We start from the raw sequence: 18495 nt of genomic DNA on the forward strand, positions 1-18495 counted from the left end.
CGCGTGTTTTGCTCCCGTCTTGTCCTCGCTGCGGCCCTCTCCGGCGCCGGGGCCAGCCCGTGGGCGCAGGATCGCGATGACAATGGGGATGGTGCCGGCCAGCAGGACAGGCCTTACCAGCAGGCCCAGGATATGCGCTACGGCGCCGGCCTTTACGATTACTTCCAGGGCAATTATTTCGATGCCCTGAGTACCCTGCAGGTGGCCGGACACCGGAGTGAACTGCATGCGCACCGCGACAACGCGGCCCTGATCGAGGGCGGCATCGCACTGGCATTCGGGCTACACGATCGCGCCGAAATTTTATTTAACGAACAACTGCAGCAGGTCGACAGTGCCGATAACGAGCGCTACCGCGCGGTAGCCTGGATGAAGCTGGCCGAGCTCAATTACCTGCGACGGGAATGGGACAGCAGCGCACGCCAACTGCAACTGTCCGGCGCCGCCGACACAACCGACCTGGGCCTCAACCTGGCGCTGCGCAACGGTGAGCTGGCGCGCGCTGAAGCCTTGCTGGACGGCCGCGGGCCGGTGGTGGAGGCCCTGCCGCCGGCAAAGCGCATCCTCGGCCACCTGAACCTGGCTGCGGCCCTGGCGCGGGGCGGGCGCCTGGCCGAAGCAACCACTCACTATCGCCTGGCGGTGGCGCTCGTGGACGGGATCGACGAACCCGCGGAGCAATTACTGGTATTGCGGGACAAGGCGTATACCGGCGCCGGCTACAGCCTTACCCTGCAAGAGGATTTCGCTGCAGCGATGACGGAGTTCCGCCGGGTGCGCCTGCACACCCCCTGGTCCGATCGCGCCCTGCTGGGGCTGGGGTGGGCGGCCATCAAGGGCGGCGACTACAACGCCGCCAACGACGCGCTGCACTTTTTAATCCAGCGCAGCCCGCTCTCCCCCGAGGTACAGGAGGCGCTGGTAGCACTGCCCTACAGTTATGAACAGCTGGCGCGCCCGCGGGCGGCGCTGCAAAGTTACCGCCATGCGCAACAGCAATACCAGCGGGCCCGGGACGACATTGCACGCCTGGCACAGCAGCTCGATACCCTGGCGCTGGCACCAGCCGCCGGCGCCGGTGAGGCGCAGCGCTATGGCTGGCTGTTGCCGGCCGAGGTGCCCGGCCCGGTGGCGGACAAGCGTCGCTACCTGAAGCGGCTGCTGGACAGCGACCGGTTCCAGCTGCGACTTTCCGAATTGCGCGACCTGCACCAGTTGCAGCGGGTACTGGAGCGCTGGCAGGCGCGCCTGCCGCTGTTCCAGCAGTTGCTGCGTGCCCGCAGTGAGCGTCGCCAGTCGATCCTGGCGGATTACCGCAGTGCCCAGTTCGACCAGCAGGTGGACCTGGCCCGCGAAAGGTACCGGCAACTGCGCGCGGGCCTGGAAAAGATTGAACGCGAGCGCGATGCCCTGGCACTGATGCAGGCTGGCGCAACGGAAGACGATCCGGCGGTGGAGCTGCTCGCCCTGCAACAGCGGGCAGCGCGGCTCTACCGGCAACTGCAGGCGTCGGGCAAAGTCGGTGAGCGGGAGCGGCAGGTACTGGCGCGCGCCCACGGGCTGCTGCTCTGGCAGGCCGCGCAGGCCTGGCACGACAACCTGTGGCGGCAGCAGCGCGCGCTCGACAGCGTCGGTGTGGCGCTGGAACAAGCGGCGGGCAATCGCCGGCAATTACAGCAGACTGCCGAGCGGGCTCCCCAGCTCAGCAGCCTGGGCGCGCGGGTGCAGTCTGCACTGCCCCGGGTGCGCAGCCAGCAGCGCGCGGTCAACCGCGCCAGTGCGGTGCTGGAAGCCGACATCCGGCGCGACCTGCGCGCTGAACTGGCACGGGTCGACCAGCGCCTGCGCCAATACAGTGCCCATACCCGGCTGGCTATCGCCCGGCTGCAGGATGCCGCCCTCCAGGAAGGCACCACCCACGAACAGGCACCAGGCGGGCGGGAAGCAGCCCCGGCCTCGGAACTGGCGGGGGGCGCACCGTGAAGCATCCCCGTCACCTGCTGGCCGCCGCAGTGTGCAGCCTGGCCCTGGCCGGCTGCAGCCAGCCACAGGTTGCCACCCTCGCGGACCTGCCCGGTGCCGGCCTGCCGGCTGAACCGGATATCCGGATTCCGCAGGTACAGATCGATACACTCCAGCGCAACTACAAGCAGGCGCTCGTGGACCAGCAGGATCCCGCCGTGCGCCGGCAGATCAGGATGCGCCTGGCCGACCTGGAAATGGAGCGGCTGGAGCAGCTGCAGGCTGACAACCCCGGGCAGCGGGTGTCCTTCCAGCCCGCCATCGAACGCTACCGCGCACTGGTCGCCGCACAACCCGGCGATGACTACCTCAATTACCGCCTGGCACGGGCCGAGGCACTGGACGGCAACCAGGGCGCCGCACTGCAGGCACTGGAAAATATCGCCAGCGCGAGGCCGGAATCGCCATTCATTGCCGAAGTACTGTTCCGCCGCGGCGAGGCCGCCTTCAACGACCGCCGCTACCGGGACGCGGCACGGGATTTCGACGCCGTGCTGGCCCAGGGCGAATCACCGTTTACCGATAATGCCCGCTATATGCTCGGCTGGTCGCAATTCAAGGCATCCGACTACCCGGCTTCGACGCGCACCTTCCTGGGCCTGCTCGACACCCTGCACAGCCGCGCACCGCTGGATGAACTGGACAGCGGCGACCGCCGCCTGGCCGATGACAGCCTGCGCGGGCTGGCGCTGGGATTCAGTTACCAGGGCGGCGCCGGCGCCATCGAGCCCTACAACCCGGACCGCGGGGCGCGTCCCTACCAGCACCGCATCTATCGTGCGCTGGGGGACTGGTACCGGGAGAAAGAGCGTTTCCGTGAGGGCGCCGACAGTTACCTGGCCTTCGTCGAAAACTATCCCGGCAGCGCCGAGGCGCCGGCGTTGCACCTGCGCGCCATCGAAACCCTGCAACAGGCCGGGCTGGACGCCGAGGTGATGCCGGCCAAGCGCGAATTCGTGCGGCGCTATGGCATCCACAGCGATTACTGGCAGGCGGCCGACGACACCCAGCGTGAACAACTGGGCGCCTGGCTGCGGCCCTGGCTGGCGGAGCTTGCGCGCTTCGACCACGCCCGCGCCCAGGCCCTGCAGCAAGAGCAGCCCGGCAGCCCGCGCGAACGGCGCCAGCTGGCCACCCGGGCACGCCAGGCCTATCTCGCCGCCGCAGCCATGTACCGCGAGTACACCGAGACGTTCCCGCAGGACATCGAGACGCCGGCAATGGCATTCCTGCTGGCGGAGTGCCTGGAACAGGCCGGCGACCGTGCCGGGGCCTGGCGGGCCTACCGGAACGTGGCCTCCACTTACCCGAAACACGAGCAGGCCACCGAAGCGGGCTATTCCGCGATCCTCAACGCCGAGGCGGTTTACCGGGAGACTGCCGCCCAGGCAAACGCAGGCGGGCAACGGGACGAGCAGGCGACCCTGTGGCGGGATCGTGCCATCGAGGCCGGGCAGTACTTTGTCGATACCTGGCCGCGCGACCCGCGCGCGCTGCCGGTATTGCTCGATGCTGCCGACAAGCTGTTCCAGCAACGCCGTTACGCCGAAGTGATCGTTGCTGCCGAGCGCGCAGCCAGGTGGCAGCCGCCACCGGACCTGCAGCAGCGCCGCAACCTCAACCTGCTGCTGGGCCACAGCTATTTCGAGCAACGGGATTACCCGGCCGCGGAACAGGCCTACGCCCGCGTGCTGGCGGGAACTGCGGCAGGCGTCCCTGCGGCAGGCGTTCCTGCGGCAGGTGATTCCATTGCGGCTACTGCCCGGCAGAAAATGCAGGCCGCCATCTACCGCCAGGCCGAGGCCGCCCTGGCGCAGGGAGACAGCGAGCTGGCAATCACTCACCTGCTGCGGGTCCGCGACAGCGGGCGCACCGACATTGCCGCCACCGCACAGTACGATGCCATCAACCAGCTGGTGACCCTTGAGCAGTGGCAACGCGCAGCCACCGAACTGGCGGATTTCCGCAGTCACTACCCCGCCCACGCCCTGACCCCCACCCTCACTGCCAAGGCGGTGGTGATCTACCAGGCCCTGCAGATGCCGGGCGCCGCGTCGGCCGAGCTGCTCAGGCTGGCGCAGTCGGACGCGGACCCGCAGGTGCGTCGCCAGTCGCTGTTCCTGGCCGCCGAGGGTTTCCGCGAGGCGGGCGAGACCGATCGCGCCATCGCGGCCTTCCAGCAGTACAGCGAACAGTGGCAGGAGCCCCGCGAACAGCAGCTGGAGGCGCAGTACCAGCTGGTACAGCTGACCGGCGAGGCCGGCGATAGCCGTGCCCGCACTCGCTGGCTGCAACGCCTTGGCCAGGCGCAGCCGCGGAGTGAGCGGGCCCGCTACCTGGCAGCCTATGCCCGCAGCGAACTGGCTGAACAGAGTTACCAGGCTTTTGCCGGCATCCCGCTGGCACTGCCACTCAAGGCCAGCCTGGCCAGCAAGAAACGCGCGCTGGAAACCACCGTCGCGGACTATCGCGAGGTGCTCGACCTGGGCGTGGCCGAGTTCTCCACCCAGGCCAACTTCCGCCTGGCGGAGGTCTACCGCACCCTGAGCGGCGACCTGATGGATTCCGAGCGACCACCGGGGCTATCCCCGCTGGAGCTGGAACAGTACGACATCCTGCTGGAAGAGCAGGCATTCCCGTTTGAGGAAAAGGCCATCGAATTGCACGAAGCCAATATCCAGCGCACCGCCGACGGAATGTATGACGACTGGGTGCGTCGCAGCTTCCGTTCGCTGGCAAAACTGCTGCCGGCGCGCTACCAGAAACCGGAACAAACCGCGGAGTGGAGCGATGCCCTGCACTGATGACAGCGTCGCGCGTGTCGTGACCCGCGCAGCCGTGGTGCTCACCCTGGTGTGGCTGGCCGCCTGTAGCCAGACCGGCCCGCGCGCGGGCGGTGATCCCGGGGCAACAGGCAGCGCCACGGCGCCGGGCACTGCCGCCAGCCCCAATCCCTACCTGGCCTCCCGGGTATCCGTGCCGGGCGCGGCCCGCAGCGGTATGGCACAGGCGCGGGAGCTGCTGGAGAGCGGCGATGCCGCTGCGGCCGAGAAACGGCTACTGGGCCTTACCGCAGAGTGGCCGGAATTGTCCGGGCTGTGGCTCAACCTGGGCATCGTCCAGCGCCACCTGGAAAAGTACACCGAGGCCGAGCAGAGCCTGCGCAGTGCCATTGCCGCCAACGATGACAATGTATTTGCCTGGAACACGCTCGGGGCACTACTGCGTGACCGGGGACAGTTCGACGCGGCAGAGCAACACTATCGCGGGGCGCTGGAACGCTGGCCGGACTTCGCCGCCGCCCACCGCAACCTGGGCATTCTCTACGACCTGTACCTGCAGCGTCCGCAGGAAGCACTGCAACATTACCGGCGGGCGCAGGAATTGCATCAGTTGCGGGACCCGGAACAGGAACCGGACCGGCAGCTGGCCGGCTGGATCGTCGACCTGGAGCGCCGACTATGACATCACCGCAACCACAACGCACCAGGCTCTACCTGGCAACCACACTGCTTGCGCTAACCGCGCTGGCAGGGGCGGCACAGGCCGAAGAGCCGATCGAACTGGAATCGACGATTATCGGCAGCCAGGAGCAACCCAAGGTGCTGTACATCATCCCGTGGAAACAGGCCGACAGCCTGCAGAAAATTGACGGCGGCCTGCCGCAGACCATCGACGATATATTCGAGCACCAGGAATACTCGGAGCTGCAGCGCGAAATGGAAAACTCGGGCCAGGACAACAGCGACTCGTCGCCGGAATAGGCCGGCAGGATCGCAGGCAACTGTGGCCAGGAATACTTTTTAAAAATTGCAGGGCGCGACTGTGCGCCCCAGCTATCCACCGAAAACCCCGGAGAACAACATGGAATTCACTCAGGCGCTGTTGCGTTTTTTCCAGAATGGCGGCCCCTTCATGTACCCCATAGCGCTGGTACTGGTGATCGGCCTGATCATGGTGATCGAGCGCTGGATCTTCCTGTCACTGGCCCGCAGTGCCAACCGCAAGGCCTATCGCCAGGTGCTGCCGCTGCTACAGCAGCGTAACTACAACGGCGTGCTGCAGGTGGCCCGTGACAACAAGGCGGCCATGGGCCGGATTGCCGCCGCCGGTATCGGCACCCTGCAGTACGCAAAGCGCGATGAGAATATTGCCCTGGCAATCGAGGAGGGCATCCTCGAGGCGGTACCGCGCCTGGAAAAACGCACCAATTACCTGGCCACCCTGGCCAACATCGCCACCCTGCTGGGCCTGCTGGGCACCATCATGGGCCTGATCGCCGCCTTTACCGCGGTAGCCAATGCGGACCCGTCCGAGAAGGCCTCGATGCTGTCATCCAGTATCTCCGTGGCCATGAACACCACGGCCTTTGGCCTGATTTCCGCGATACCCCTGTTGCTGGCCTACTCCATGCTGCAAAACAAGACCAATGAAATCGTCGACAGCCTGCAGATGGCCGGGGTGAAGTTCCTCAACCTGCTCACCATGGGGCGCGCACAGGCGGCTGAGCAACGCGCAGCCAAAGGCTGACGGCATGCTGAAACTGAATATTCGCCGACGCGGCGGCATCGACCCGGAGCTGGACATCACCTCGTTTATGAGCCTGATGGTCATCCTGGTGCCGGTGTTGCTGTTGAATATGGTGTTCTCGCATATCGCCATCCTCAAGCTGAACCTGCCGGGCCTCAGCGACGGTAATCCCGCGAGCGAGGAAAACCGCCAGCTGGAGGTGGTTTTGCGCGATCGCCATATCGATATCAATTACCCGGCCGGGGTGCGGGTACAGCGGGTCGAGCATGTCGATGGCGTACCCGATTTCGAGCGCATGTCCGATGTCCTGCAGGAAGTGAAGCGCCAGCTGCGGGAGAAGTCTGTGGACAAGAAAGACATCCTGATCCTGTCCCAGCGGGATACGCCCTACCGCACCCTGGTAAAAGCCATGGATACCGCGCGCAGCTATCGCGCCGTGGTCGCGACTTCAGTCGTGGATGCGGAACTGTTCCCACAGATTTCCCTGGGTGACGCAGCGGAACCCACGGCAACGGCAGCGGGGCAGTGATATGAACCTGAACGTCGGTAAAAAATTACAGGAGCGCCGCGAGCGCCAGAAAAAACAGCAGTCACGCCTCAACCTGGTATCGCTGATGGACATTTTCACCATCCTGGTGTTCTTCCTGCTGGTGAATTCCTCGGACGTGGAGGTGCTGCAGAGCGACAAAACCATCAAGCTGCCGGAGTCCACATCGAAGCAGAAACCGGAGCTTACCCCGGTGGTGCGCATCAACAACGAGACGCTGTTTGTGGGCAACCGGCCTGTGGCCAGTATTGGTGAGATCAGCAGCGACGCGGAGCAGATCGAACCATTGCTCAAGGAACTGCAGTACCTGGCCCAGCGCGCCGAGCCCCTGTCAGAAGCGCAGGCAAAAACTGGCCGCGCGGTGACCATCATGGGCGACGAGGAACTGCCATACCAGCTGCTGAAACAGGTGATGCGCACCTGTGCGGCGGCGGATTACCGGGATATTTCCTTCGCCGTGAGCCAGGCCGCGCCCGACGCGGCGGCTGGCGATGAAATTGCAGGGCGGGGGCCGGGAGCCAGATGAGTGCCGCAACCCTTTCCCGACCGGCCCCCTGGCAGTTACAGGAAACTGAGCTGCCCTGGACTTCCGCCGCGGCTGAAGATGCACGTTTCCGGCGCCTGCTGAAGTGGGGCCTGGGCGCCCTGTGTGTACTCGGCGTGGTCATCAGCCTGGTACCGGTGCCCGAGCTGACCCGCGAGCAGGCCGAGCGGGTTCCGCCACAGCTGGCGCGGGTGATCCTGGAAGAGAAGTCGAAGCCCAAGCCACCGCCACCCAAACCGGCCCCCGAACCGAAACGGGAAAAGCCACCTGAGGCAAAGGCGGAAAAGCCCAAACCGAAACCCGAGCCCCGGCCGGAGCCAGAACCGCAAACCAGGCCGAAGCCGGCTCCGGCAAAGGTGCAGATGGCGCGGGAGAAAGCCGCCAACAGCGGCCTCTTGCAGATGCAGGACGACCTGGCGGCAATGCGCGACACGGTCGATGTGGCAGAGGTTTCCCGCAAGGCAACCGCGAGCGGGGCCGCGGCGAGCAGCGCCCAGCAGGTCGACCGGGCGGTAATTGCGAACCGGGCGCAGACCCGCAGCGGCGGCGTCAGTGACAGCAACCTGAGTCGTGATACCGGCGGTGCCGAACTGGCACAGCGGCAGGCGACCCGCGTCGCAAGCGCCCAGGCCAGCAACGCCGCCCGGGCATCCGCGCGGGAAACCCGGCGCGAGACCTCGGTGCGCCCGGAGGACGCCATCCGCAGTGTCATGGAGAATAACAAGGGGGCGATATTCGCCATCTACAACCGCGCCCTGCGCCGCGACCCCACGCTGCAGGGCAAGGTTACCGTGCAACTGGTGATCGAGCCCAATGGCAGTGTTTCGGATATAAAGCTGGTGGGCAGCGAGCTCAATGCACCGGCGCTGGAACGCAAGCTGCTGGCGCGAATCCGCTTGATCAACTTCGGCGCGGCCAATGTGGAGCGGGCGACCCTCAATTACTCCATCGATTTCCTGCCTTCCTAAAGCCCTGCGCCGGACCAGCCCCGGCGGTCAGGGTAAGCGGCGCATATCGAGCAGCGGCATGCGCCGGCGGATCTCCGCCAGGCGCTTGCCGTGCAGGTCGGCGGCCAGCACGGTTTCCTCCTCGCCGGCCTCGGCCAGCACATCGCCCCAGGGGTCCAGTATCACCGAGTGCCCCCAGGTCCGCCGCCTCGGTGAGTGCTGCCCGCACTGGTCGGCGGCAACCACGAAGCAGCCGTTCTCGATCGCCCGGGCCCGCAGCAGGGTCAACCAGTGGGCACTGCCGGTGACATGGGTGAAGGCCGACGGCACCAGCAGGATTTCGGCGCCGCGGGCGGCGAGTTCGCGGTAGAGTTCGGGAAAGCGCAGGTCAAAACAGATACTCAGCCCCAGGCGGCCCCAGGGGGTCTCCACCACCTGCAGCGAGTCGCCGGCCTCGATACCGGCGGACTCACGGTAACTGCGCGCCGCATCCTCCACCTCCACATCGAACAGGTGCACCTTGTCGTAGCGCGCCCGGCACTGGCCACGGTCGTCATAGACCAGGCAGGCGGAGCGCACCCGGCCCGCGTCAACGGCACTGCCGTCCGGCCGCTGGTTCAGGGGCATGGCACCGGCTACCAGCCACAGGCGGTTTTCCCGCGCCCAGCGCTGCAGCGCCGCCTGGACCGGCTGGCGTTCGGGGTCTGCCTCCGCGCTGGCGAAGGTCTCTGCCACTGCCGCACTGCCGCCATCGGCCAGGTGGGCAAAATATTCCGGCAACAGCACCATTTTCGCCCCTCCGGCCGCCGCTGCCCGGACCAGCTCCCCGGCCCGCGCCAGGTTGGCGGCCACCGAGGCACCGCTGCTTATCTGGATGGCGGCAATTCGCAGGTCTCGCATGACAATTTGTCTCCGCTCGCGTTGTTGCTCTCTGCCCAGCAGCTTATGCCCTGGCCGGGGTGGATGCCAACGGCGGCAGCGCAGCGCACAAAAAAACCGGCGGGGCTGAACTGGCAGCCGCGCCGGTTTTCGCTGGCACCATAGCCCGGCTCAGTTAAGGTCCGCGGCGTACTCGCGCAGCACTGTCAGCGGAACCACTTCCAGAGCCTTGATATGGGTGCGCTGCAGGTATACCCGCGGGGCCATGCCCTCTTTCTGCGCCTCCAGCCAGCGGGCGGCACACAGGCACCAGCGGTCCCCCGGGGCCAGGCCGGGAAAGCCGAACTCCTTCTGTGGAGTGCTGAGGTCATTGCCCCGGCTGCGGGAGAATTCCAGGAACTCCTCCGTGACAGCCACGCACACGGTGTGCGACCCCAGGTCCTCGGCGCAGGTATTGCAGTGCCCATCGCGGAAAAAGCCCGTCAGCGGTTCCATGCCACAGGCCAGCAGGGGGTCGCCAAAGACGTTGATCGGTTCATCCATTTTCATCGTTCTCTCCCCTGTCTTGCTCTTTTTCTTCCATCTCCGGGAATCTCAGTTCAACCACCCGCCAGTGCAGGCCCTGGCGCTCCAGGATCAGGCGCAGCTCGGTTTTATCGCTGGCGCCGTAGTCGGCGGCGATGTGGTTAATACCCGTGAACCCCCAGCGGCGCAGCTGCAGGTATCCGGCATCCTCATCGGTTTTATCGTCGCTACCGGCCGGGGACAACTCGCGCCCGGGCTGTGGCGGGTAAAGTTCGCGCTCAAACTGCCAGAGCGCATCACCACCGCGCAACAGGGCAGCCAGAGACTCGCCGGTTACCAATCCCTCCAGCAAGGGTCCCAGGAACAGGTTGGCGCCGGCGCTCAGGAAGTCGCTGAGGTCCCGGGGCATGTCCTCGCCCATGGAGCCGCGCAGGCTCTGTTGCAGGTGGCGCTTCAGGTTGGTACGGACCGCGGGAAGGTCGACATAACCCCGGAAACGATCCATATCCTCACTATGTGCGGTGGCGGCAACCTGACTGGCGGCGTACCACGGCATGCCCACATAAGCGGCAGCCAGCAACAGCATTGCCAGCATCAACCATTTTCTCACTGGCTCTCTCCAGTCGGTAACTGTTGGCGCAGATATTAGCGAAAGGAGACCACCACTGCACGGGCCCTATTAGCAGACGGGCCGGTTGTTGCTACAGCCGCATTGTAATGGCGCGTGATTGTTCGCTCACCGGCTGTGTGAGATATTTGCACATCTGTACCCGGCCTACGGCAACCTGATCCGGGTACCCGCAGCAGTGCAGGCAGGTCGGAATGACTCGACGTCGACTCCCCTCACTGGACGCAAAATAAAAATACAGATCAATGGAGTATGACATGAGTGATATTTACCAGGCCCCGGAATCAGAACTCACAACCGGGGAGAATGGCGGCGAATACGGATCACTGGAGAAAGGGCTGGCGGGGGATTACAGCCTTTCGATTGGTGCGATTATCGGTGAGGCATGGCGCCGGATCAGTGGCAGGAAGCGCACCATCTGGCTGGGTACCCTGCTGCTGATCGTCGCGTATGTGATTATTGATTACGTCACCGGGCTTTTCACCGGCATCAACAACTGGAGCCTGGAGGGCACCTCCGTCGGCGTGAACAGCTCAATCTATAACGGCCCCTCGCTGTTGCACCAGCTTGTTATCACCGCGGTCACTGCCCCACTGACCGCCGGCCTGATGATGATTGTGGTCAAGATCGCGCGCGAAGAGCAGGTCTCCGGCTCCACCGTATACTCCTACTTTGACAGGATTGTACCGCTTGCCATCTGCAGTGTGCTGATGTCCGTCCTGGTCCTGATTGGATTTATGCTGCTGGTATTGCCGGGTATCTACCTTTCCATTGCTTACATGCTGGCCCTGCCGCTGATCGTGGACAAGGGCCTGGGTCCGTGGGAAGCGCTGGAAACATCCCGCAAGGCAATTACCAAGCACTGGTTTGCGTTCTTCGGGCTGGTCATCGTCTGTGCCCTGATTTATATCGCCGGTGCACTGGCGCTGATGATTGGCCTGATCTGGGCCGTTCCCACCGGCCTGCTGGCCCTCGGCATTGCCTACCGCAATATTTTCGGTGGTGCCGAAGACTGATCGGGACGGGAGGGGGGTACTGCGTGCTGGATACCCGCTACACAATCGAGACCCCCGAGGGCATAGACCTGCAGGCACAGGTGGCGGGGCCGGTGCCGCGGGTGCTGGCCTATGCGGTAGACCTGTTCTACCGCACTGTCATTACCATTGCCCTGTGGCTGGGACTTAACCTGGCCGGCATGGACACTGCCGGCTGGGGCATCTGGCTGCTGGGCTCTTTCCTGCTGGAATGGTTTTACCCGGTAGTATTCGAGCTCTGGCGCCACGGCCAGACACCGGGCAAACAGGCTTTTGGTCTGATGGTGGTCAATGCAAACCTGACCCCGGTCTCCTGGAGCGCTTCACTACTGCGCAACCTGCTACGTGTCGCCGACTTCCTGCCCCTGGCATACGCCACCGGGCTTACCACCATGACCCTGTCCCGGCAGTTCCAGCGCCTGGGGGATATGGCGGCGGATACAATAGTGGTCTACCGCCAACCGCAAGCAGACCGCAAGGCCCTGCCACAACTGGCTCCGTGTGTGCCGCCGCGGAACCTGGAGGCAGAAGACCAGCGCGCTATCATCAGCCTCACCGAGCGCCACCGCGAGATCAGCGAGGCGCGCCAGGAGGAACTGGCCGAGCTACTGCAGCCAGTCACTGACGCGTCGGGGCCCGCCGGGCTAAGGTACCTGCGTGCCATCGGCCTGTGGCTGCTGGGAGCTCGCTGAAATGAGGCAGAGGGAGTTCGAAAAACGCCACGAATCCGGGTGGCGGGAACTGGAGGCGGCACTGCGCACTGATGGGGGGACTGTCGCGGACCTGCCGGGCCGCTATCGCCAGCTCTGCCAGCAATTTGCCATGGCCTCCGAGCGCCACTACACCAGTGACCTGCAGGAGCGACTGAACCGGCTGGTGATGGCCGCCCACCAACGCATCTACCGTCGCCGCCCCCTTCGCCGCAGCGCCTGGGTGGACTACCTGCTGGGTGGTTTCCCCCGTGCGGTACGAAGCCAGGCGCGGGCGGTGTACCTGTCCACGGCGCTGTTCCTGTTGCCCGCACTTGTACTGGGCATCGGCTGTTACCTCAACGATTCACTGGTTTATACCCTGATGGAACCCGAACAGGTGAGCCTGTTCGAGTCCATGTACGATCCCGCCAACCGGGTTACAGGCAGGGAGCGTGGATCAGATTCCGACCTGTACATGTTCGGTTTCTATATCAAAAATAATATCGGCATTGCGTTCCGCACCTTTGCAGCTGGCATCATCTTCGGCGTGGGCGCTGTGTTTATCCTGGTCTTCAATGGTGTCTATATCGGCGCAACTGCCGGCCACCTCACTCGCCTCGGCTTCGGTGGCACTTTCTATCCGTTTGTCATCGGTCACGGGGCTTTCGAGCTGACCGCGATTGCCCTGGCAGGTGCGGCCGGGCTGTGCCTGGGACAGTCACTGATCGACCCGGGCGGCTACCCACGCCTGGTGGCACTGCGCAAGGCGGCTTCGAGGGCGATGCAAATCATGTACGGCACCTTCCTGATGCTGGTGCTTGCCGCTTTCCTGGAGGCCTTCTGGTCATCCAGCCAGTCGCTGCCGGTGGGCCTGAAACTGGCAACTGGTGCGGCACTCTGGATCCTGGTGCTGGCATACCTGGCTTTTGCCGGTCGCGGGGGGCAGCATCGTGCAACTTGATCGCCTGGCAATCCGGGCGCGCATGCGCAACCCGTGGGAGTCCACCGACCTCGGTATTCTGCTGGCACGACGCCACTGGTTCGCGATGTTCCTGGCCTGGCTGCTGCCCGCAGCTGCAGCATTTACCTTTGCCCTGGTATTTATCCCCGAATCCCCGGGCTGGGGCCTGCTGATAGCCTGGTGGCTGAAGCCGGCTTTCGACCGGTTGCCACTCTTTATTGCCAGCAGGGCCCTGTTCTCCGAGCCGGTCACTGCCCGCCACGCGCTGGGCCAGGTCCTGTCCCTCAACCGGCTCGACTGGCTGCCCTGGTTGACCTGGCGCCGCCTGAGCCCCACGCGCTCGTTCGACCTGCCGGTAACACTGCTGGAACGACTCACCGGTGCCCGGCGCGGCAAGCGCATCCGCGTGCTGCATCGCAAGTACGCCGGCACGGCCACCTGGCTCACCCTGGTCGCCGTCCATCTGGAAATGATCCTGTTTTTAGCCGCGATTGCTGTCCTCTACCTTTTGGTGCCGCAACAGCTGCAACTGGACTGGACGGGAATCATTGACGGGCACGAGCTGGCTGCCCAGTGGGTGGGGAACGGCCTGTACCTGCTGGCAATGGCCGCCATCGCCCCCTTTTACGTGAGCGCCGGTTTCTGCCTCTATATTGGCCGGCGCATCGAGCTGGAGGGATGGGATATCGAAATCCAGTTCCGCAAGTTACGTGAGCGTTGGCAAAGCGCCGAGCAGCGCCAACCCCGGGCCCGGAGTGTCAGTGCCGCCCTGCTCGCCCTGTGCCTCGCGACCGGGGCCACAATGTATCCGGAGCCTTCCCAGGCAGAATCCATTGAATCCCGTGAGGAAGCCGCAGAACGGATCGAAGAAGTCCTGCAACAGCGTGACTTTCACCAGGTGGAGGAAGTGAGTGGCTGGCGGCTGAAGGACCGCGAAACCCAGCATGAACAATTGCCGGGCTGGCTGGTGGAATTTATTTTCTGGCTGGCAGACCTGCTGCGCATGGAGGAGGAAGAAAAGGAGTACTCCTGGGGCCCACTTGTTGCCACCCTGGTGGAGGTGATGTTGTGGCTGGCGCTCGCCATACTCTCCATTCACCTGCTGTGGCGCCATCGCCACCGGCTGCAGTTCAGCTTCCGCAAACAGCCACCAAAACCGGCGGCAGATACCCCGGAGGTGCTGTTCGGCCTGGATGTCTCCCGCGAGAACCTGCCGGACGATATCTGCGGCGTGGTAATGGAGCAATGGCAGAAGGGCAATGCCCGGGCTGCCCTGGGACTGCTGTATCGAGCCACACTTTCGCACCTCATCAACCGCTACGGATTGGCGTTCGGCGACCAGTACACAGAGCACGAATGCGCAACCGTGGTGGAACAGACGGTCGGCCGCGGCGAAGCCGGCAGCCCGCTGGTGGAGTTCATGTGGCAGCTGACAAACGACTGGCAATTGCTCGCCTACGCACACCGCCTGCCTGATGAGCAGCGCGTGCAGCAGCACTGCTTGCGCTGGCGGGAGATATTCGACAATGAAGTCTAGTCACTTCCTCTACGGCGGTTTTGCACTGGCACTGGCTGCCGCGGTCACCCTCTTTGTTATTTTTTTCGAGCGCTACACCGAGGAGCGCGATATAGGCTGGAGCCAGGAAGCCCATCGCCATCCATTCCTGGCCGCGCAGCGTTTCCTGGAAAGCACCGGGCTGACGTTCCGGAGGGAAGATAACATTGATGCCATCGGCGGATTGCGACCGGGTGACACGCTTTTCCTGGGCAGCTCCAGTTATCTCTACAACGAAAACCAACTGCGCATGTTCATGCAGTGGGTCAGGCGTGGCGGCCATGCGATTGTGGTGGCACGGCAGAGCGAGCTCGATGCCGGCGACCCGCTGCTGGAATCCCTGGGGGTCACCATTGTGGAGGGAGAGCTGGATGCTATCCAGGAGTACCTGCTGCCGCTCTACTCCCGTCCCGGGGGTGGGGACAAGTGCGAGCTGAATCGCGCGCTGGCGCAATTGCTGGAGATCGAGGGAGACCCTTGCCAGCCCGAGATCGATCCCAAATATGTAAGCACCCTGGATATGGGTGATGGCGACTTCCGTGTGTTTTTTAATCCGGCGCTGATGCTGCAACACGCGGATGTCCAGGACCAGGGGCTGGCACCCGGCGGGCCGCTATTCCGGGCGACCCTGGAGAGCCAGCCCGAGGGCGTCCCGTTGATACAGTTCTCCCGTGGTGAGGGCCGGATTACTTTGCTCGCCGACGACACGCTGTGGCTCTCCCAGCGTATCGGCCAGTTTGACCACGCCTGGCTTCTATACCAGCTCGCCGGCGACAGTGAGTTCGTGCTGATGTCGCGCCCCCGCTTCGATTCCCCCGGCTCCCTGGTCGCCCGCTACCTTTCCGAGTTTTTCCTCGCCGGAGCCCTGGCACTGATACTCTGGCTATTGCACCGTGCCAGCCGCTTCGGCCTGCGCCAACCAATACCCGATACGGCTCGTCGCTCGCTGCGCGAGCACATCGCCGCCAGTGGTTACTACTACTGGTACGAGGACCAGTGCGGCCAATTGCTGCGCGACTATCGCGCGCGCATTTTACGACAGCTGTGCGCAGCGCCGGACAGCCCCGCACTGCGGCGCAGCATGTCCGCGCGACTGGCCGAGGCCACCGGGCTGGCACCGTCCGCTGTCGCCCTCTGCCTGTGGGGCGAGCCGCCCCGCGACGAGGAAACCTTTACCCGGCATATCCGCAGTCTGCAAATAATTGAGGCAACCCTATGAGTGAATCCACCGTCCCCACCAGGCCGGCAGCCACCAGCCAGCCCGGCGTCACCAGCCGGGACTGGGACCTTGCCATTGAACGCGCCAGTGCCCTGCGCGACACCGTCAACCGGGTCCTGGTGGGGCAGCGGGCGGTGGTCGACCAGGTGCTGGTGGGACTGCTGGCTTCCGGCCACCTGTTACTGGAAGGGGTTCCCGGCCTCGGCAAGACCCTGCTGGTGCGGGCCCTGGCAAAATGTTTTGACGGCGACTTCCGCCGCATCCAGTTCACCCCGGACCTGATGCCGGCGGATGTTACCGGGCATTCAATTTTCCATATGGGAGAAAGCCGCTTCGAGGTGCGCCGCGGGCCCGTGTTTACCAACCTGCTGCTTGCCGATGAAATCAACCGGGCACCGGCCAAGACACAGGCGGCGCTACTGGAGGTGATGCAGGAGTGCCAGGTCACCATTGATGGCGAGGCGCTGCCGGTGCCGCGCCCGTTCATGGTGCTCGCCACACAGAATCCCATCGAGCAGGAGGGCACCTATCCCCTGCCGGAGGCAGAGCTGGATCGCTTCCTGCTGAAGGTGCTGATCGATTTTCCCTCCCTGGAAGCCGAGGTACAGCTGGCCGCCGCCGCCAGTAGCGGGCAGATCGAGCGGGACCTGCTGGACAACCAGCAGCCGTTGATGGACCTTGCCGGGCTGCAGGCGCTACAGGCCCTGGTGCCCCAGCTTGAGATGGACCAGAAAGTTGTGGACTACGCCGTCCGCCTCGTGCGCGCCACCCGGGAGAATGCACAGCTGCGCCGGGGCGCCGGCCCCCGTGCCAGCATCGGGCTGCTGCAGGCAGCCAGGGCCCGGGCGCTGCTGGCTGGACGCACTTTTGTACTGCCTGATGATGTGAAGTCCATGGCCATTCCGGTGATGCGCCACCGCGTCGGGCTTTCACCGGATATGGAGATCGACGGCCAGGACCCGGACGCGGTACTGGCCCGGATTGTTGAAACGGTGGAGGCTCCCCGCCTGTGAAGCTCCCGCCCATACGGCCGGACGGTACCCTGGTCCGGCTGGCTGCGGCCTGGTGTGCAGCGGCACTGGCAGTCACCGTCGCGCGAATCTGGTTCCCGCATGCACTGCCCGCACTGTCACTGATGTGGTGGGGCGCGGGAGCCTTGCTGCTGGCAACGATGGCGCTGGATGGCCTGGCTGTTTTCCGCCTCAATGGCCTGTCAGCAGACCGCCAGCTGGCCTCCAACCTGGCACTGGGCGTGCGCAGCGTCGTTAACCTGGAGTTACGCAACGAGGGCAGCCACCGCCTGCGGCTGGAGGTATGCGACCAGGTGCCGCCGCAGCTGGCCGTCGCCGATTTGCCCCGCACGGTCGAGCTGCAGCCGGGCCAGGTTTCCACCCTGGAATACGCAGTGACACCGGAGAATCGTGGCCTCGCCCGGTTCGGGCAGGTTGAAGCACTGGTAAGTTCTCCCCGGGGACTCTGGCAGAGAAAGGTGCGCCTGGCGGGGCCAGATGGGATCCGCGTCTACCCGAATTTCCTTGGCGTATCTTCACTGCAGGCCCTGTCCGCCGAACAGAGCCTGCGCCTGCTGGGATTGAACCAGCAGCAGCGCCGTGGCGAGGGCATGGATTTCCACCAGTTACGTGAATATCGCCGCGGAGACAGCCAGCGCCAGGTGGACTGGCGGGCCAGTGCCCGGCTGAGCAAACTGATCAGCCGCGAGTACCAGGATGAACGCGACCAGGACATCATCTACCTGCTTGATTGCGGTCGACGGATGCGCGCCCGGGACGGTCGCTACAGTCACTTCGACCACGCACTGAATGCGCTGCTGCTGTCGGCGTATGTAGCCATCCGCCAGGGGGACGCGGTGGGCCTGCAGACCTTCGCCACCGGCGCGGGCCCCACGGTGCAGCTATCCCCGATTCGCGGCGAAGACAGCATCAACGTGCTGCTAAACCATGTTTACGACCTTCACTCCAGTACGGCGCACAGCGATTACACCACCGCCGCCCGCGACCTGATGGAAAACCACCAGAAGCGCTCGCTGGTAATACTGGTCACGAACCTGCGCGATGAGGACAGCGATGAGCTGCTGGACGCCGTGGAACTGCTTGCGCGCCGGCACCTGGTGATGGTGGCGAGCCTGCGCGAGGAGGCCCTGGATGACCTCCGGGAGACCCCGGCTGCACAGTTCCCGGCCGCACTCGAATACCTGTCGGCGACAGACCTGGCCCGCCGCCGCCAGGGGCTGCTGCAACACCTGCGGGCACGCAATATTATCGTTGCCGACGCGCGCCCCGAAAATATGCACCTGTCACTGGTGGAAAATTACTGGCGACTCAAGCGTAGCGGCAAGTTGTGAGGCGCGACACCACTGCCGTCGGGGGAACGGGATCTGAGCGGGCCCGGCCG

18 protein-coding genes are annotated in these 18495 nt (G+C 64.7%); 15 read left to right on the top strand and 3 right to left on the bottom strand.

What is annotated here, in order from left to right; translation table 11 throughout:
* Positions 1 to 3: 3 nt before the first annotated feature.
* The 8 genes from LVD10_RS04410 to LVD10_RS04445 all read left to right on the top strand — a co-directional run bounded on the left by LVD10_RS04410 (position 4) and on the right by LVD10_RS04445 (position 8611).
* Positions 4 to 1983 carry an ATP-binding protein gene (locus tag LVD10_RS04410; RefSeq protein WP_232940033.1) on the top strand — a complete coding sequence of 660 codons (1980 nt, stop codon included), beginning with the start codon at positions 4 to 6 and terminating at the stop codon, positions 1981 to 1983.
* Positions 1980 to 4826, top strand: coding sequence for a tetratricopeptide repeat protein (locus LVD10_RS04415; protein WP_232940035.1), 2847 nt, complete (start codon positions 1980 to 1982; stop codon positions 4824 to 4826). Before LVD10_RS04410 ends, LVD10_RS04415 begins: the two co-directional genes overlap by 4 nt.
* Positions 4813 to 5487, top strand: coding sequence for a tetratricopeptide repeat protein (locus LVD10_RS04420; protein ID WP_232940037.1), 675 nt, complete (start codon positions 4813 to 4815; stop codon positions 5485 to 5487). Before LVD10_RS04415 ends, LVD10_RS04420 begins: the two co-directional genes overlap by 14 nt.
* Positions 5484 to 5786 carry a hypothetical protein gene (locus tag LVD10_RS04425; RefSeq protein WP_232940039.1) on the top strand — a complete coding sequence of 101 codons (303 nt, stop codon included), beginning with the start codon at positions 5484 to 5486 and terminating at the stop codon, positions 5784 to 5786. Before LVD10_RS04420 ends, LVD10_RS04425 begins: the two co-directional genes overlap by 4 nt.
* 100 nt (positions 5787 to 5886) lie before the next feature.
* The gene (locus LVD10_RS04430; RefSeq protein WP_232940040.1) at positions 5887 to 6552 is read left to right on the top strand and encodes a MotA/TolQ/ExbB proton channel family protein; all 666 of its coding nucleotides are present in this window, start codon (positions 5887 to 5889) and stop codon (positions 6550 to 6552) included.
* A 13-nt stretch (positions 6553 to 6565) separates the two neighbouring features.
* Positions 6566 to 7081 carry an ExbD/TolR family protein gene (locus LVD10_RS04435; RefSeq protein ID WP_370636822.1) on the top strand — a complete coding sequence of 172 codons (516 nt, stop codon included), beginning with the start codon at positions 6566 to 6568 and terminating at the stop codon, positions 7079 to 7081.
* 1 nt (position 7082) lies between these two features.
* A complete protein-coding gene (locus LVD10_RS04440) occupies positions 7083 to 7625 on the top strand; it encodes an ExbD/TolR family protein (RefSeq protein ID WP_232940042.1) in 543 nt (180 codons plus the stop codon).
* A complete protein-coding gene (locus LVD10_RS04445) occupies positions 7622 to 8611 on the top strand; it encodes an AgmX/PglI C-terminal domain-containing protein (RefSeq protein ID WP_232940043.1) in 990 nt (329 codons plus the stop codon). Before LVD10_RS04440 ends, LVD10_RS04445 begins: the two co-directional genes overlap by 4 nt.
* Positions 8612 to 8638: 27 nt before the next feature.
* Here the strand turns inward: LVD10_RS04445 and LVD10_RS04450 are convergent, their stop codons facing one another.
* The 3 genes from LVD10_RS04450 to LVD10_RS04460 form a co-directional block, all read right to left on the bottom strand.
* A complete protein-coding gene (locus LVD10_RS04450) occupies positions 8639 to 9490 on the bottom strand; it encodes a carbon-nitrogen hydrolase family protein (protein WP_232940044.1) in 852 nt (283 codons plus the stop codon).
* Positions 9491 to 9640: 150 nt separating this feature from the next.
* Entirely contained in the window at positions 9641 to 10018 is a 378-nt protein-coding gene (locus LVD10_RS04455) for a DUF2237 family protein (protein ID WP_232940045.1), read from the bottom strand.
* Positions 10005 to 10604 carry a DUF2939 domain-containing protein gene (locus LVD10_RS04460; RefSeq protein ID WP_232940046.1) on the bottom strand — a complete coding sequence of 200 codons (600 nt, stop codon included), beginning with the start codon at positions 10602 to 10604 and terminating at the stop codon, positions 10005 to 10007. The genes LVD10_RS04455 and LVD10_RS04460 overlap by 14 nt, the downstream gene beginning before the upstream one ends.
* Before the next feature lie 275 nt (positions 10605 to 10879).
* Here LVD10_RS04460 and LVD10_RS04465 point away from each other — a divergent pair, with 275 nt between their 5' ends.
* From LVD10_RS04465 to LVD10_RS18030, 7 genes are read left to right on the top strand one after another with little or no spacing between them, the layout of a single operon-like run.
* Complete coding sequence (locus LVD10_RS04465) at positions 10880 to 11638, top strand: DUF975 family protein (protein WP_232940047.1); 759 nt, start codon at positions 10880 to 10882, stop codon at positions 11636 to 11638.
* Between the two features lie 23 nt (positions 11639 to 11661).
* Entirely contained in the window at positions 11662 to 12348 is a 687-nt protein-coding gene (locus tag LVD10_RS04470) for an RDD family protein (protein ID WP_232940048.1), read from the top strand.
* A 1-nt stretch (position 12349) separates the two neighbouring features.
* On the top strand, positions 12350 to 13309 hold the full coding sequence (locus tag LVD10_RS04475) for a stage II sporulation protein M (protein ID WP_232940049.1): 960 nt from the start codon (positions 12350 to 12352) through the stop codon (positions 13307 to 13309).
* Entirely contained in the window at positions 13299 to 14846 is a 1548-nt protein-coding gene (locus LVD10_RS04480) for a DUF4129 domain-containing protein (protein ID WP_232940050.1), read from the top strand. Before LVD10_RS04475 ends, LVD10_RS04480 begins: the two co-directional genes overlap by 11 nt.
* Positions 14836 to 16083 (top strand): DUF4350 domain-containing protein, encoded by a 1248-nt coding sequence (locus tag LVD10_RS04485; protein WP_232940051.1) that lies wholly within the window; start codon positions 14836 to 14838, stop codon positions 16081 to 16083. The genes LVD10_RS04480 and LVD10_RS04485 overlap by 11 nt, the downstream gene beginning before the upstream one ends.
* Entirely contained in the window at positions 16080 to 17096 is a 1017-nt protein-coding gene (locus LVD10_RS04490; RefSeq protein ID WP_237062041.1) for an AAA family ATPase, read from the top strand. Before LVD10_RS04485 ends, LVD10_RS04490 begins: the two co-directional genes overlap by 4 nt.
* Positions 17093 to 18445: a DUF58 domain-containing protein gene (locus tag LVD10_RS18030; protein WP_232940053.1), complete on the top strand. Its 1353-nt coding sequence runs from the start codon at positions 17093 to 17095 to the stop codon at positions 18443 to 18445. The genes LVD10_RS04490 and LVD10_RS18030 overlap by 4 nt, the downstream gene beginning before the upstream one ends.
* Positions 18446 to 18495 lie beyond the last annotated feature (50 nt).

It is taken from the genome of Microbulbifer zhoushanensis, from assembly GCF_021729055.1.
Lineage (GTDB): Bacteria > Pseudomonadota > Gammaproteobacteria > Pseudomonadales > Cellvibrionaceae > Microbulbifer > Microbulbifer zhoushanensis.

Coding starts and splice junctions, on each gene's coding strand:
- LVD10_RS04420 (WP_232940037.1), top strand. CDS start 4,813: ATGCCCTGCACTGATGACAGCGTCGCGCGTGTCGTGACCCGCGCAGCC.
- LVD10_RS04425 (WP_232940039.1), top strand. CDS start 5,484: ATGACATCACCGCAACCACAACGCACCAGGCTCTACCTGGCAACCACA.
- LVD10_RS04430 (WP_232940040.1), top strand. CDS start 5,887: ATGGAATTCACTCAGGCGCTGTTGCGTTTTTTCCAGAATGGCGGCCCC.
- LVD10_RS04440 (WP_232940042.1), top strand. CDS start 7,083: ATGAACCTGAACGTCGGTAAAAAATTACAGGAGCGCCGCGAGCGCCAG.
- LVD10_RS04445 (WP_232940043.1), top strand. CDS start 7,622: ATGAGTGCCGCAACCCTTTCCCGACCGGCCCCCTGGCAGTTACAGGAA.
- LVD10_RS04450 (WP_232940044.1), bottom strand. CDS start 9,490: ATGCGAGACCTGCGAATTGCCGCCATCCAGATAAGCAGCGGTGCCTCG.
- LVD10_RS04455 (WP_232940045.1), bottom strand. CDS start 10,018: ATGAAAATGGATGAACCGATCAACGTCTTTGGCGACCCCCTGCTGGCC.
- LVD10_RS04465 (WP_232940047.1), top strand. CDS start 10,880: ATGAGTGATATTTACCAGGCCCCGGAATCAGAACTCACAACCGGGGAG.
- LVD10_RS04475 (WP_232940049.1), top strand. CDS start 12,350: ATGAGGCAGAGGGAGTTCGAAAAACGCCACGAATCCGGGTGGCGGGAA.
- LVD10_RS04485 (WP_232940051.1), top strand. CDS start 14,836: ATGAAGTCTAGTCACTTCCTCTACGGCGGTTTTGCACTGGCACTGGCT.
- LVD10_RS04490 (WP_237062041.1), top strand. CDS start 16,080: ATGAGTGAATCCACCGTCCCCACCAGGCCGGCAGCCACCAGCCAGCCC.